Origin of the sequence: Stenotrophomonas sp. CFBP 13724, assembly GCF_014841975.1 — a bacterium.
Lineage (GTDB): Bacteria > Pseudomonadota > Gammaproteobacteria > Xanthomonadales > Xanthomonadaceae > Stenotrophomonas > Stenotrophomonas lacuserhaii.
In genome coordinates this window covers 1,011,340-1,025,032 of sequence record NZ_JACYUW010000001.1, presented here as the reverse complement: position 1 = coordinate 1,025,032, position 13,693 = coordinate 1,011,340, and the positions used below count along the sequence as shown (strand labels likewise).

General features: G+C 65.8%; 12 protein-coding genes. 6 read left to right on the top strand and 6 right to left on the bottom strand.

The features are described 5' to 3' along the window. Positions 1 to 113 precede the first annotated feature (113 nt). From IFT63_RS04465 to IFT63_RS04455, 3 genes are all read left to right on the top strand, one after another. The gene (locus IFT63_RS04465) at positions 114 to 1,991 is read left to right on the top strand and encodes a sulfatase-like hydrolase/transferase (protein WP_192083357.1); all 1,878 of its coding nucleotides are present in this window, start codon (positions 114 to 116) and stop codon (positions 1,989 to 1,991) included. A 57-nt stretch (positions 1,992 to 2,048) separates the two neighbouring features. Continuing rightward, positions 2,049 to 3,920 carry an ABC transporter ATP-binding protein gene (locus tag IFT63_RS04460; RefSeq protein ID WP_192083356.1) on the top strand — a complete coding sequence of 624 codons (1,872 nt, stop codon included), beginning with the start codon at positions 2,049 to 2,051 and terminating at the stop codon, positions 3,918 to 3,920. A 93-nt stretch (positions 3,921 to 4,013) separates the two neighbouring features. Next, on the top strand, positions 4,014 to 4,793 hold the full coding sequence (locus IFT63_RS04455; RefSeq protein WP_192083355.1) for a ferredoxin--NADP reductase: 780 nt from the start codon (positions 4,014 to 4,016) through the stop codon (positions 4,791 to 4,793). Between the two features lie 88 nt (positions 4,794 to 4,881). Here the strand turns inward: IFT63_RS04455 and IFT63_RS04450 are convergent, their stop codons facing one another. Beyond that, positions 4,882 to 5,355, bottom strand: coding sequence for a glutathione peroxidase (locus IFT63_RS04450; RefSeq protein ID WP_192083354.1), 474 nt, complete (start codon positions 5,353 to 5,355; stop codon positions 4,882 to 4,884). Positions 5,356 to 5,471: 116 nt separating this feature from the next. Between IFT63_RS04450 and IFT63_RS04445 the strand changes: the two genes are divergently transcribed. Continuing rightward, positions 5,472 to 7,640, top strand: coding sequence for a M3 family metallopeptidase (locus tag IFT63_RS04445; protein WP_042613287.1), 2,169 nt, complete (start codon positions 5,472 to 5,474; stop codon positions 7,638 to 7,640). A 67-nt stretch (positions 7,641 to 7,707) separates the two neighbouring features. Here IFT63_RS04445 and cfa read toward each other — a convergent pair whose 3' ends face one another. The 3 genes from cfa to IFT63_RS04430 are packed head-to-tail and all read right to left on the bottom strand — an operon-like array spanning position 7,708 to position 10,069. Next, positions 7,708 to 8,826, bottom strand: coding sequence for a cyclopropane fatty acyl phospholipid synthase (gene cfa, locus IFT63_RS04440; protein WP_080335111.1), 1,119 nt, complete (start codon positions 8,824 to 8,826; stop codon positions 7,708 to 7,710). Positions 8,827 to 8,840: 14 nt separating this feature from the next. Beyond that, positions 8,841 to 9,731, bottom strand: a complete 891-nt coding sequence (locus tag IFT63_RS04435) for a DUF3298 and DUF4163 domain-containing protein (protein WP_249404330.1) — start codon at positions 9,729 to 9,731, stop codon at positions 8,841 to 8,843. 38 nt (positions 9,732 to 9,769) lie between these two features. Next, on the bottom strand, positions 9,770 to 10,069 hold the full coding sequence (locus tag IFT63_RS04430) for a GNAT family N-acetyltransferase (protein ID WP_192083353.1): 300 nt from the start codon (positions 10,067 to 10,069) through the stop codon (positions 9,770 to 9,772). A 197-nt stretch (positions 10,070 to 10,266) separates the two neighbouring features. Here IFT63_RS04430 and IFT63_RS04425 point away from each other — a divergent pair, with 197 nt between their 5' ends. Next, complete coding sequence (locus tag IFT63_RS04425; protein ID WP_192083352.1) at positions 10,267 to 10,452, top strand: hypothetical protein; 186 nt, start codon at positions 10,267 to 10,269, stop codon at positions 10,450 to 10,452. Between the two features lie 24 nt (positions 10,453 to 10,476). On the opposite strand, the gene IFT63_RS04420 is transcribed toward IFT63_RS04425, so the two are convergent. Both IFT63_RS04420 and IFT63_RS04415 read right to left on the bottom strand, forming a co-directional pair. Further along, positions 10,477 to 11,100: a rhomboid family intramembrane serine protease gene (locus tag IFT63_RS04420; protein ID WP_042613285.1), complete on the bottom strand. Its 624-nt coding sequence runs from the start codon at positions 11,098 to 11,100 to the stop codon at positions 10,477 to 10,479. A 7-nt stretch (positions 11,101 to 11,107) separates the two neighbouring features. Continuing rightward, positions 11,108 to 12,670, bottom strand: coding sequence for an oligopeptide:H+ symporter (locus IFT63_RS04415; RefSeq protein ID WP_042613284.1), 1,563 nt, complete (start codon positions 12,668 to 12,670; stop codon positions 11,108 to 11,110). Positions 12,671 to 12,824: 154 nt separating this feature from the next. Here IFT63_RS04415 and IFT63_RS04410 point away from each other — a divergent pair, with 154 nt between their 5' ends. Then, positions 12,825 to 13,643, top strand: coding sequence for an endonuclease/exonuclease/phosphatase family protein (locus tag IFT63_RS04410; protein ID WP_192083351.1), 819 nt, complete (start codon positions 12,825 to 12,827; stop codon positions 13,641 to 13,643). Positions 13,644 to 13,693: the final 50 nt, after the last annotated feature.

Below are 13,693 nucleotides of genomic sequence, written 5' to 3'. Positions count from 1 at the left end.
AGTCGCCCTGACTGTCTATTCGTTAGGCACGCACCATTTTTTGTGCCTATATCGCGGCCTGGGCGACCGCTTCCCCCGTATGGTCCCGCCTTCTTCAAGGCGGGACGTTACGCATGGCTGACTCAGGCTGCATCCCTTTCGCTACGCGTCACAGCGCGTGGCTGCCCACGTATCTGCTGATCAATGCGGTGCTGTCCGCCGTGCCGGTGCTGCTCAACATCGAATGGCCTACCGCGATGGATGCGCAGCTGTTCGCAGGGGTGGCGCTCGCTGCGCAGTTGGGTCTTGGCATGGCCCTGTGCGGTACACCCGCTTGGCTGCTTGGAATGTTCAGACCACTGCGCGCCTGGGCGCTGCCTACCGTCGTGGTGCTGACCACCCTGTGGTGGATGGCGATCCTGATCGATGCACGCGTCTTCCACCAGTTCGGCTTCCATATCAACGGCCTGGTGGTCGCGCTGATGCTCAATGGTGGCCTGCTGGGCCAGCTTGGGCTGACGCCCGGGACCTGGGTGGCCGCAACCGCCGGGGTCACCGCTCTGGCGGCGGCGCAGCTGCTGTTCGCCCGCCGGCTGCGCGACGGGCGTGGCGCGCGCCTGGACGGGCGCTGGCTGGGCCTGCTGCTGCCGCTGGTGGTGGTCACCCAGGCCATGGGCATCTGGTATGACGGCAAGGGCCGTGCGGATGCGATGGCGGGCCTGCGTGCGATTCCGTGGCTGCACACTTCCACCGCACGGCGGCAGATGGTGGAACTGGGCTGGGCGCGCGACGACCGCTCGCAGCGCTCGCTTGCCGAGCAGCCGGCCCACGGCACCGCCCTGCTCTATCCCCGCGCGCCGCTGCAGTGCCATGCGCAGCAGCCCCTCAATGTGCTGATGATCGTGGTCGACTCGCTCCGCTATGACATGCTCACGACCGAACAGATGCCGCATGCATCCGGCTTCGCCGCGACGGCATGGCAGGCAGGACAGCAATACAGCACCGGCAACAACACCATGCACGGCCTGTTCGGGCTGTTCTACGGCCTGCCGGCGTTGCACACCAACACCATGATCCAGCATCGACGTGGGCCGGAGCTGCTGCGCCAGCTGCAGCAGCAAGACTATGCCTTCCATCTGTACGGTGGCGCCTCGCTGCGCGGTGCCCGCATGGACCGTGCGGTGTTCGTCGAGACGGATGCACCGCTGCACACGGCGCCGGATGATGCCGCGCAGGACCGACGCGACCGTGATGTGGTCACCCGGATGACCAACGCATTGCATGCACAGACCGCTGGCCAGCCCTTCTTCGGCTTCATCCTTCTGGACGGGGCGCACACGCCCTACGCCGTGCCGACAGAGGCCGAGCAGCGGTTCCTGCCGCAGGCCGCACCAGGAGCCCACCTCAGGGCCGGGCGCTCCACCGATCCGGCGCCCCTGTTCAACCGCTACCGCAACGCCGTGCTCAAGGCCGATACGCTGATCGGCCAGCTGTTGCAGACACTGGAGGACACCGGACAAGCCGACAGCACGGTTGTGATCATCACCAGTGACCATGGCGAATCATTCAACGACCTCGGCCAGAACGACTGGGGGCACAACAGCAACTTCAGCGACGTACAGACACGCGTGCCGATGTTGATACGCTGGCCTGGCCGCGCACCGGCCCTGGAATCGGCCGTCACCAGCCACATGGACATCGTCCCGACCCTGATGCGCCACCTGTTGGCCTGCAGCAACCCCCCTTCGGATTTCGCCGCCGGGCTGGACCTGTTCGGGCCGCTGCCGGCGGAACGCCCGCTGCTGGTCGAATCATGGACGGCCCGTGCGGTACGCATCGGTGCGGAAACGCTGTTGATCCGCCCGTACGGCGTCGAAGTGCGCGACGCCGACTATCGCCCGGTCGAGAATGCACGCCCGCCCAGTGAAGCCAGCGCAGCGGTCCTCGATCAGATGCAACTGCTGCAGCCCGGCGCACTGCAGTCGCCTGTCAGCGCGGAACCGGCGGGCTGAGCCGACGCGCGGAGGGTTCATGCCGCAACCACGGCGGCGGCGCGCACAATAGCGCCCATGCCTGCCTCCTCCGCTGCCGGTGCGCCCGGCCAGAAGCATCCCAGCCTGCGCCAGCGCTTCTCGGCGATGCGCAACCTGCCGCCCTTCCTGCGCCAGGTCTGGCAGACCAACCCGTGGCTGGCCAGCGCCAGCCTGGGGCTGCGCATCATCCGCGCCCTGCTGCCGGTGGCGATGTTGTATGTCGGCAAGCTGATCATCGATTCGGCCGTGCTGCTCAGCCAGCATGAGGCCGGTTTCCCGCCATTCGGCGAGGCGCTGGCCAGCGGATTGCTCACTCCGCTGCTGTCCCTGCTGGCGCTGGAGTTCGGCCTGGCCATCGCATCGGACCTGCTGGGACGCATCGTCAGCTACGCCGACTCACTGCTGTCGGAACTGTTCACCAACGTCACCAGCGTGCGCCTGATGGAGCACGCCGCCTCGCTGGACCTGGAGGACTTCGAGGACCCCGAACTGCAGGACAAGCTGGACCGCGCGCGGCGCCAGACCATGGGGCGGATGAACCTGATGAGCCAGTTGTTCGGCCAGGTCCAGGATGCGATTACCGTGGCCAGCCTCGCGGTGGGCCTGCTGGTCTACGCGCCGTGGCTGATCGTGCTGCTGGCACTGGCGCTGGTGCCGGCCTTCATCGGCGAATCGCATTTCAATGCGGCTGGCTACAGCCTCAATTTTCAATGGACCCCCGAACGCAGGCAGCTGGATTACCTGCGCCAGGTCGGCGCCAGCGTGGAAACCGCCAAGGAGGTCAAGATATTCAACCTCCACCGGTTCCTGATCGACCGCTACAAACTCCTCGCCGATCGTTTCTTCCACGCCAACCGCGCGCTGGCGCGCAAGCGTGCGTTCTGGGGCACGCTGCTGGCCGCATTGGGTACGCTGGGCTACTACACCGCCTATGCGTACATCGCCTGGCGCACCGTGCGCGGTGATTTCAGCATTGGTGACCTGACCTTCCTGGCCGGCAGTTTCCTGCGTTTGCGCCAGTTGCTTGAAGGCCTGCTGATCGGTTTTTCGCAGGTGGCCAGCCAGGCGCTGTATCTGGATGATCTGTTCTCGTTCTTCCAGATCACGCCGGAAATCCACACCCGCCCCGATGCGGTGCCGGTACCGCGACCGATCCGCGAGGGCTTCGTGTTCGAGAACGTTGGCTTCCGCTATCCGGATGCGGAGAGCTGGGCCGTGCGCCATCTCGACTTCCAGCTGCATGCCGGCGAAGTGCTCGCGCTGGTCGGCGAGAACGGCGCCGGCAAGACCACCCTGGTCAAGCTGCTGGCGCGATTGTACGACCCGGACGAGGGCCGGATCCTGCTTGATGGTCGCGACCTGCGCGACTACGACCTGGACGACCTGCGCGCCAACATGGGGGTGATCTTCCAGGACTTCGTGCGCTACAACCTCACCGCCGGCGAGAACATCGGTGTCGGCCAGGTCGATGCGCTGGACGACACGCAGCGCATCCGCGATGCCGCCCGCCGCGGCATGGCCGAAGAGGTCATCCAGGCGCTTCCCGGCGGCTACCAGCAGGTGATCGGCCGCCGCTTCAAGCAGGGCGTGGACCTGTCCGGCGGCCAGTGGCAGAAGATCGCCATCGCCCGCGCGTACATGCGCCAGGCCCAGGTGATGATCCTGGACGAGCCGACCGCCGCGCTCGATGCACGCGCCGAGTACGAAGTGTTCCAGCGCTTCCGCGAGCTGTCCGAACAGCGCACCGCGGTATTGATCTCGCATCGGTTTTCCTCCGTGCGCATGGCCGATCGCATCCTGGTGCTGGCCGATGGCCGGATCGAGGCCAGTGGCAGCCATGCACAGCTGATGGCCGAAGGCGGCCGCTATGCCGAGCTGTTCGAGCTGCAGGCTGCCGGTTATCGCTGAACGGTGGTCACGAACGCCTCTCATTCCGGCCAATGAGAACCTGTCTCATTTGAGGTAGAATGTCCGGGACGATTTCCTGGATACGCTACCCCCATGTCTGCTGCTTTCGGCGCCGAGACGGTGCTTGAGGTCCGCCACTGGACCGATGCCTACTTCAGTTTCACCCTGACCCGTGACAGCGGGTTCCGCTTCGAGAACGGCCAGTTCGTGATGATCGGCCTGGAAACCGAGGCGCGGCCACTGCTGCGCGCGTATTCCATCGCCAGCGCGAACTGGGAAGAAAACCTGGAGTTCTTCAGCATCAAGGTGCAGGACGGCCCGCTGACTTCGCGCCTGCAGCACATCAAGCCGGGCGACAAGGTACTGGTCGGCAAGAAGCCGACCGGCACCCTGCTGATCAGCGACCTGCACCCGGGCAGGAACCTGTACCTGCTGGGCACCGGCACCGGCATGGCGCCGTGGCTTTCGGTGATCAAGGATCCGGAAACCTACGAGCGCTTCGACAAGGTGATCCTTACCCACGGCGTGCGTTACGAAAAGGATCTGGCTTACCGCGATTACTTCGAACGCGGACTGCGCGAGCACGAGTTCCTGGGCGAGATGATCGGCGACAAGCTGCTGTATTACCCGGCGGTCACCCGCGAACCCTTCACCAATCAGGGCCGGCTGACCTCGCTGCTGGAAAGCGGGCAGATGCAGCGCACCCTGGGCCTGCCGGAACTGGACCCGGCCAACGACCGCGCGATGATCTGTGGCAGCCCGCAGATGCTGGCCGATCTGCGCACGGTGCTGGACGCCAGGGGCTTCCAGGTCTCCCCGCGCATCGGCAGTCCCGGGCATTACGTCTTCGAACGCGCCTTCGTCGAAAAGTAACCGGTAGCGCCGAGCCACGCTCGGCGAGCGCAGCGGGCCGTGAACGGTGAAGCCCGCCGAGCATGGCTCGGCGCTACCGATCCCCGCGTCATTTTTCGAGGTGGCGGCGGAGCTGGTCGGGAGTGGTGGTGGGCGCGAAGCGGGACTGCACCTGGCCATCGCGGTCGAGCAGGAACTTGGTGAAATTCCACTTGATGCGCGCGCTGCCCAACAGGCCGCGTTTCTGTGTGGACAACCACTGCCACAGCGGATCGGCCGCCGGCCCGTTGACCTCGATCCTGGCCGACAACGGGAAGCTCACCGGATAATCCAGCGAACAGAACGCGCGGATCCGGGCGGCATCGCCGGGCTCCTGCGCGCCGAACTGGTTGCAGGGAAAGCCGATCACCACCAGACCCTGTTCACGGTAGTCCTGCCACAGCGCTTCCAGGCCGGTGTATTGCGGGGTGAAGCCGCAGCGGCTGGCCACGTTGACCAGCAGCAGCCGCTTTCCGCGATGGCACGACAGCGGAACGTGCTCGCCTTCCAGGGTGGTCATGTCGAAATCAAAGGCGCTGGTCATCGGCCGGCCGCTGCAGGGAACAAGCCAGCAGCCTGAACGCCCATGCCTTTCGACACAAGCCCACCCGTCCGGGGCCGGGTTACCCTCGGGGACTTGTCTTCGTGGAGTACCTTGCCTTGACCACCCGCCTTGCCCTTGCCGTGGCCATGACCCTCGGCCTTGCCCTGCCCGCCTATTCCGCCGGCGCCGCCACCCCGGCTGCCAGCACCGCCGCGCAGCAGGCCAATCCGTTCTTCGCCGACAGCCCGCTGCCGCTGCACTACCCGCAGTTCGACAAGATCACCGACAGCGACTTCGCCCCGGCCTTCGACGCCGGCATGGCGCAGCAGCTGAAGGAAGTGGAGGCCATCGCCAACAACAAGGCCAAGCCGACCTTCGAAAACACCCTGATCGCGCTGGAGAAGAGCGGCGAGACGCTGGACCGCGCCACCACCGTGTTCTTCGCGCTGGTCGGTGCCGATACCAATGACACCCGCAAGAAGCTGCAGGCCGACTATTCAGCGCGCTTTGCCGCCCACGGCGATGCGATCGCGCTGAACGGCAAGCTGTTCGCCCGCATCCAGGCGCTGTATGACGACCGCGCCAAGCTGGGCCTGGACGCTGAGGGCGTGCGCCTGGTCGAGAAATACTACGAGAACTACGTCCGCGCCGGCGCCAAGCTGTCCGAGACGGACAAGACCAAGCTCAAGGAAATGAACGCCGAGCTGGCCAACCTGGGCACCAAATTCAGTCAGAACGTGCAGTCCGAAGTGAACGCCTCGGCCATCACCGTGGACGACGTCAAGGAACTGGACGGCCTGTCGCAGGAGCAGATCTCCGCTGCCGCCGAAGCCGCCAAGGCGCGCGGCCTGGACGGCAAGTACGTGATCACCCTGCTCAACACCACCGGCCAGCCGCCGCTGACCAACCTGGCCAACCGTGCGCTGCGCCAGAAGATCTACGAAGCGTCCACCACCCGCGGCAGCCGCGGCGGTGAGTTCGACAATACCGCGCTGGTGGCGCGCATCATGCAGCTGCGCGCCGACAAGGCCAAGCTGATGGGCTTCCCCAACTTCGCCGCCTACAACCTGACCAACCAGACCGCCAAGACCCCCGAAGCGGTCAACGCGATGCTGGGCCAGCTGGCCCCGGCCGCGGTGGCCAACGCCAAGCGCGAAGCCGCCGACCTGCAGGCGATGATCGACCAGGAACAGAAGGCCGCCGGCAAGCCGACCTTCAAGCTGGAAGCCTGGGACTGGGCGTTCTACAGCGAGAAGGTGCGCCAGGCGAAGTACAACTTCGACGAATCCCAGCTCAAGCCGTACTTCGAAATGAAGACCGTGCTGGAAGACGGCGTGTTCCATGCCGCTGAACTCGAATTCGGCCTGACCTTCAAGCAGCGCACCGACCTGCCGGTCTACCACGAAGACGTCACCGTGTACGACGTGTTCGATGCCGACGGCAGCCAGCTGGCGATCTTCATCTTCGACCCGTATGCACGCGCGTCCAAGCGTGGCGGTGCGTGGATGAACTCCTACGTTTCGCAGTCCGAACTGTCCGGCTTCAAGCCGGTGGTGGCCAACCACCTCAACATCCCCAAGCCGCCGGCCGGCAAGCCGACCCTGCTGACCTGGGATGAAGTGACCACCACCTTCCACGAGTTCGGCCACGCGCTGCACGGCATGTTCTCCAACGTGAAGTACCCGTATTTCTCCGGCACCTCGGTGCCGCGCGACTTCGTCGAGTTCCCCTCGCAGGTCAACGAGATGTGGGCTGACAATCCGGTCATCCTGAAGAACTACGCCAAGCACTACCAGAATGGTTCGGCGATGCCGCAGGCGCTGCTGGACAAGGTGGTCGCCGCCGCCAAGTTCAACCAGGGCTTCGCCACCACCGAATACCTGGGTGCGGCGATGCTGGACCAGCGCTGGCACCAGATCAGCGCGGACCAGGTCCCGGCCGCCGCCGAGGTGATGAAGTTCGAAGCCGCCGCATTGGCCAAGGACGGCATCTTCTACGCGCCGGTGCCGCCGCGTTACAAGACCCCGTACTTCAGCCACATCATGGGCGGCTACTCGGCCGGCTACTACGCCTACATCTGGTCCGAAGTGCTCGACGCCAACACCCAGAAGTGGTTCAACGAGAACGGCGGCCTGAGCCGCAAGAACGGCGACCACTTCCGCAAGACCCTGCTGTCGCGCGGCGGCAGCGTGGATGCGATGCAGCTGTTCCGCGACTTCGCCGGCCATGAGCCGCAGATCGAGCCGCTGCTGGAGAAGCGTGGCCTGACCGGCGCCGGCAATTGACCAGCGCCTGACGCACGCTGAATGAAAAGACGCCCGGGCAACCGGGCGTTTTTTTTTGCCGGCGGCCTCAACGCGGCGCGACGTATCCGCCGGGCACGCCTTCGGGCGACAGCACCAGCTGCCACAACTGGGCATGCCGGCAGCGGAACGCGGCCATCGAACCGGCCAGGTAGAAGCGCCACATGCGCTTGAAGCGTTCGTCGTAACGCTGCCGATCCAGCCGCGGCCAGGCCGCTTCCACATTGCGCCGCCATGCCTGCAGCGTCAGGTCGTAGTCGGTGCCGAAGCCATGCCAGTCTTCAAGCACGAAGCGGCCCTCGAACGCGCGCGTGATCTGCGCCGCCGAAGGCAGCATCGAGTTGGGGAAAATGTAACGGGCGATCCATGGATCGGTACGGTGGCCGCTGACATTGCGACCGATGGTATGCAGCAACAGCAAGCCGTGCGGCGCCAGGCAACGCCGGGCCACGTCGAAGAACGCGCGATAGTTGCGTTCGCCCACGTGTTCGAACATCCCGATGGAGAACACCGCATCGAAGCGCTCATCCAGCGCGCGGTAATCCTGCAACCGGATCTCCACCGGCAATCCTGCGCAGCGCTCACGCGCATACGCGGCCTGCTCCTCGGAGATGGTCACCCCCACGCCACTGACGCCGTAGCGTTCGCAGGCGAACTTCAGCGCTTCCCCCCAGCCGCAGCCGATGTCGAGCACGCGCTGGCCGGGGCGCAGTGCCAGCTTGCGGCAGACCAGATCCAGCTTGGCTTCCTGTGCGGCATCCAGGTCCTGGGCCTGCCTCCAGTACCCGCAGCTGTACACCAGCCGCTGCCCCAGCATCGCCGCGTACAGGTCGTTGCCGAGATCGTAGTGGCGGCGCCCGACTTCGAAACTTCGCTGCCCGGCCTGCACGTTGACCAGGCGTGCGCGGACCGCATCGGCCAGCTCACGCCAACTGTGCACGCGCTCGTCCAGGTGGGCCTGCAGCAGGTGCAGCAGGAAGCAATCCAGCTGGTTGGCATCCCACCATCCATCCATGTAACTCTCGCCAAGCGCCAGCGACCCGCCCGCCAGCACCCGCGCGTGGAAGCGCGGGTCATGCACGTGGATATCCTGGGGCCGGGTGCCGCCGAGGGTGACGCCGGCTTCATGCATCAGCGCGGTGAGCCGAACCTGCAGCGCGGCGTCCACCGTCACCTCCCTGCTCAGCCGTGGGCGAACAGTCCTGCATACTCCGGCGCCACATGCGGCACCAGCACGGACGCTGGTACCTCGGCGGTCTGCGTGCCTTCGGAGTAGGGACCGACCTGGTAGGGGGGGAACACGAACCGCAGCCCGGTCACCTTGCCGCCGGCGTCGGTCATCGGTTCGAACTGGCGGAAGTTGTCCGGCCGGGCGCCGGTGCCTTCGGTGATCATCCGCGAGGCGCTGCGCAGCGATTCCTGCAGTTCGCCCGGCTCCATGTCCTCGCTGCTCAGGCGCGTCGCTACGCGCTCGCGCAGCTGGTCGGCCACGAAGTCACTGATCACCTTCCACCCCTTGGCGTCCGGAACCAGGTGATCGGCGGTCAGCATCTGCTGCGGGCCGGGTAGCCAGACGAAGCGGGCGACCAGCGGCTCGCCGTGGGCACCGCCGGTGTAGCGGCTGCCCTCGGCGCGCACCCCCACCAGCTCCGGGGTTTCCAGCTGCTTTTCAAACGCCAGCGACAACTCGTACGGCATCGTCGGCTTGTCGTTGCCCAGCCCATCGAGGGCCTGCTGCAGCTCGCCACGCGCGGCGGCAGCGTAGTCCTGCAGCGCCTTGGCCAGCCCCGGGTATTTGTCCAGCCCGGCTGCATAACTGATGCCGACCACCGCCTGCGGGCTGGTCTCGATCACATCGGCAAGCGCTACCGGTGCATCGGTGGGTGCTTCGGCCACCGGCGCCGGCAGCTGCCCGGCGGTATCGGCGGCGGCAGGCGGGGGGCCAGCGCTGTTGCCATCCTCGCGCCCACAACCGGCCAGCAGCATGGCCGCGATGGCCACGCCCAGCACGCCAGCGGCAGGCACTTTACGGCGCAACGACTTCATCGATTTCCCCTGGACTTGCAGCGTCATGTATCGGTTTCCTTTCTGGAACGAACCCCGTGGGCCGATCAGGCCAACAGGTCATGGAATTCTTCGTGACGTTCAAAGAACGCCTCCGCGTAAGCGCACGCGGGAACCACTTTGTATCTGTTGTCGCGTGCCCATCGCAGCGCCACGCGGGTCAGTTCCCCGGCGATGCCGCGCCCGCCGATGGCATCGGGCACCTCGGTATGGGTGATCACCATGCGGCGGCGCTTGAGCTGGTAATCCAGCAACGCCAGATGGCCTTGCACCCGTGCGGTGAAGCGGTGCGCAGACACATCATGGGTGACCTCGTAAGCCAATCCGGGGGGCGTGACCGAAGCCATGGGACCGATCTCCTGGGGCAGCATCACCGATGGTGCGCAGCCTGCCGCCATGATCGTGTGAAGCCTGAACAGGGGCAAGCGAAATCGGGACCACCGCTGCGCACCGTTAAAGCCCGAGCGGCAACGGCCGATACCCCTGTCGACGGGGCGCATTGGAGGCCTCGCCGGGCCGGCCCGTCCATCCCAAGGAGATTCCCATGCGTCACTACCTTGCCCCGCCCGCCGAGGGCGCCGCCACCGACGACGCGCTGCTGGAAGGCCTGCTGCAGCTTGCCGTGGAAGGCCATACCGACGAAACGCAGTTCCAGCAGATCGGCGAAGAAGTGTTCACCCGCCTCCTGGATACCTATGGCGTGGACAGCGGGACGCCGCGGACGCGCTGAGCGTCCGCGGGAACCTGGCGGGCGTCAGCCACCCAGGCCGAAGCGCGGGTTGGACAGCTCGCGCAGGAAGTGGTTGAAGATGCCCGGGTTCATCGCCAGCAGGAACAGCACGCCGAACGCCGCACCGGCCAGATGGGCGCTGTGGTTGATGCGGTCACCGCCTTTCTTGTCCATCCAGATGCTGTAGCCCACGTAGAACACCGCGTACAGGATGGCCGGCGCCGGGATGAAGAACACCAGGATGATCGTCCACGGGCTGAGCAGGATGAAGGCGAACAGCACCGCCGACACCGCCCCCGACGCGCCCAGGCTGAGGTAGTTGGGGTTCTTCTGGTTTTTGATATAGCTGGGCAGGATGGACACCACCAGCGCGCCGAGATAGAACGCCGGATAGGTGAGATAGCTGCCGGACAGCTGCACCATCACCGTTTCGATCTGGCCGCCGAAGAAGAACAGCGTGATCATGTTGAAGATCAGGTGCGGCCAGTCGGCGTGGATGAAACCGTAGGTCACCAGCCGGTCGTACTGCCGGTGGCGATCCACCGCCGGTGGCCACAGGATCAGCCGGTCGGCCAGCTTGCGGTTGTTGAACGCCAGGTAGGACACGATGGCGGTGATGGCGATCAGCAGGAGGTTTACGGGCGTCATGTCAGGCTCAGGCGGCGCGGTAGTTGTCGACCATGCGGTAACGGCGCGCATACCAGCCAAAGGCCAGTGCGGCGACGAACGCGAAGCCAGCGAAGAAGAACATCAGGAACGCCGCTTCGCTCAGGCCGGTACTGGCGATCTGGTGGGTCACCGTATCGTTGCGCACCGCGGCGTTGGACAGCAGCACCCACAGGTTGCCGATGGTGGTGGTCAGGTTCCAGAAGCTCATCACCACCCCCTTCATCGCCTGCGGCGCCTGGCTGTAGGCGAACTCCAGACCGGTCGCCGACACCAGCACTTCACCGAAAGTCAGCAGCGCGTACGGCAGCATCTGCCAGAAGATCGACATCGCGTTGCCGCCGTCCATCACCACCTGGATGCCGCCGACCACGATCCACGCCAGGCCGCTGAAGGCGATGCCGGCGGTCATCCGGCGCAGCGCCGTGGGTTCGAAGCCGAAACGGCGCAGCGCCGGGTACAGCACCAGGTTGTTGAACGGAATCAGGATCATCACCAGCAGCGGATTCAAGGCCTGCATCTGCGAGGCGGTGAACCAGCTGGGCATCTGCATCTGCTGGCCCTGCAGCACCCAGGTGGAGGCCTTCTGGTCGAACAGCGAGAAGAACGGCGTGGTCAGCGCGAAGATCACCAGCACGCGCAGCACCGAGCGCACGCCTTCGACGGCCTCGGCCGGATGCACCGCACGGGCCCGGTCCAGCTGCATCCAGGTGCCGCCACCGATGCCTGCCAGCACCGAGACCAGCGCCAGGCACAGGCAGATCACGATTCCCAGCGTACCGACCAGCCCGAACGAGGCGATCGCCAACACCACGCCGGCCACGGCCAGCACCAGCCCAGGACGGCCGCGGCCTTCGACGCGCGCGGTCAGTGCAGTGCGTACCACGTTGGCGAACGAATGCGGATCCTTCGGTGGCAGCGGGGTCAGCACGTAGCGCTTGCGCCCCAGCCAGAACACGAAGGTCGCGATGAACATCAGGATGCCGGGGATGCCGAAGGCCCACTGCGGACCCCAGTTCTTCAGCACCAGCGGGATCAGCAGCGAGGCGAACAGCGAGCCGAAGTTGATGATCCAGTAGAAGGCATCGAAGACCAGTTTCGCCAGGTGCTTGTTGCCCTGGTCGAACTGGTCGCCCATGAACGAGGCGACCAGCGGCTTGATCCCACCGGCCCCCAGCGCGATCAGCCCCAGGCCGAAGAAGAAGCCGCCGCGACTGCCTTCAAACAGCGCCAGGCACAGGTGGCCGACGCAGTAGATCAGGCTGAACCACAGGATGGTGTGGTACTTGCCGAAGAATTTGTCGGCCAGCCAGCCACCGAGCAGCGGGAAGAAATACACGCCGATCATGAAGCTGTGCATGATGTCCTTGGCTTCACCGGCACGTCCTTCGGCGGTGATCTCCTGCAACAGCAGCGAGGTGATCAGGAACTGCACCAGGATGTTGCGCATGCCGTAGAAACTGAAGCGCTCGCAGGCCTCATTGCCGATGATGTACGGGATCTGGCGCGGCATGGATCCCTTGCCGGCGGGGGCGACTACGTTATGGCTCATCCTGTAAGGCTTTCCTGCGGACACTAAAGCGCCAAGGTTACCGGAATGCAGGCACCCAGCGCACGCTGCAGGGCTGCATGACAGCGCTCGAAAAGCGTGGCAGAGACGCTGCGGGGTCACGACGCCTGCACGGCGCAAGCGTAAACTTATCGTTATGCGCACCCCTCCTTTCCCCCTGTTGCTGTGCGTTGGCCTGTTGTTGGCTCCCCTGGTGGTCCGTGCCCAGCCGGCGGCGGCCAGCCCGCTTGCCGAACTCAGCGTGGCCAGCCTGCAGCTGCCCGGACAGGAGGATCCGAGCTGGGAACATCGCCGCGAAGCGATCGCCCAGCTGCTGGCCACCCTGCGACCGGACGTGATCACGGTGCAGTCGGTACTGCAGGAGGGTCGTCGCAATCCGGCCTGCTGGCTGGCCAGCCGGCTGCGCTACAGCTGCGACTTCATCACCTCCGATCCGCCCAGCCAGGCCCAGCGGCACGGCAGCGCGATGCTCAGCCGGCTGCGCGTGGAAGAAGACGGCGTCACCCTGCTGCATCCCCCGGGACGCTTCAGCGCTGCGGGGATGATGCGCGTCGCCGTCGGCGAGGGGCAGGTCAACATCTATGTGGCACGGTTGCGGCCCGAGCCGGATACCGCGGCCAGCCGCCAGCACCAGACCAACGACCTGATGGCCTGGATCGCCGCTACGTCCGATGGCCACCCGAGCCTGGTCGCCGGTGATTTTTCCGCCAGCAGCAGCGAGGTGGTGCGCGGCATGCCCGGGTTCCAGCCGGCGCGGCGCAACCCCTCGGCGCGTGCGGAAAAGCCTGGCGTGGCGAACGGCAGCGTCGACAGCCACGGGCTGGACGTGCTGTTCCAGGTCAAATCCTTCAGCGGAAAGCGCCAGCAGCGCATCGAACTGCCGGCCGATGGTGAAATGCCGCTGCTGCCCCTTGGCGTGCTGGCAGTGCTGCGACTGCAGGCTCCGGCCGGCTGACGCGACGCTGCGCACCGGCGCGATAAAAAAAGGGCCGCGCTGGAATGCGC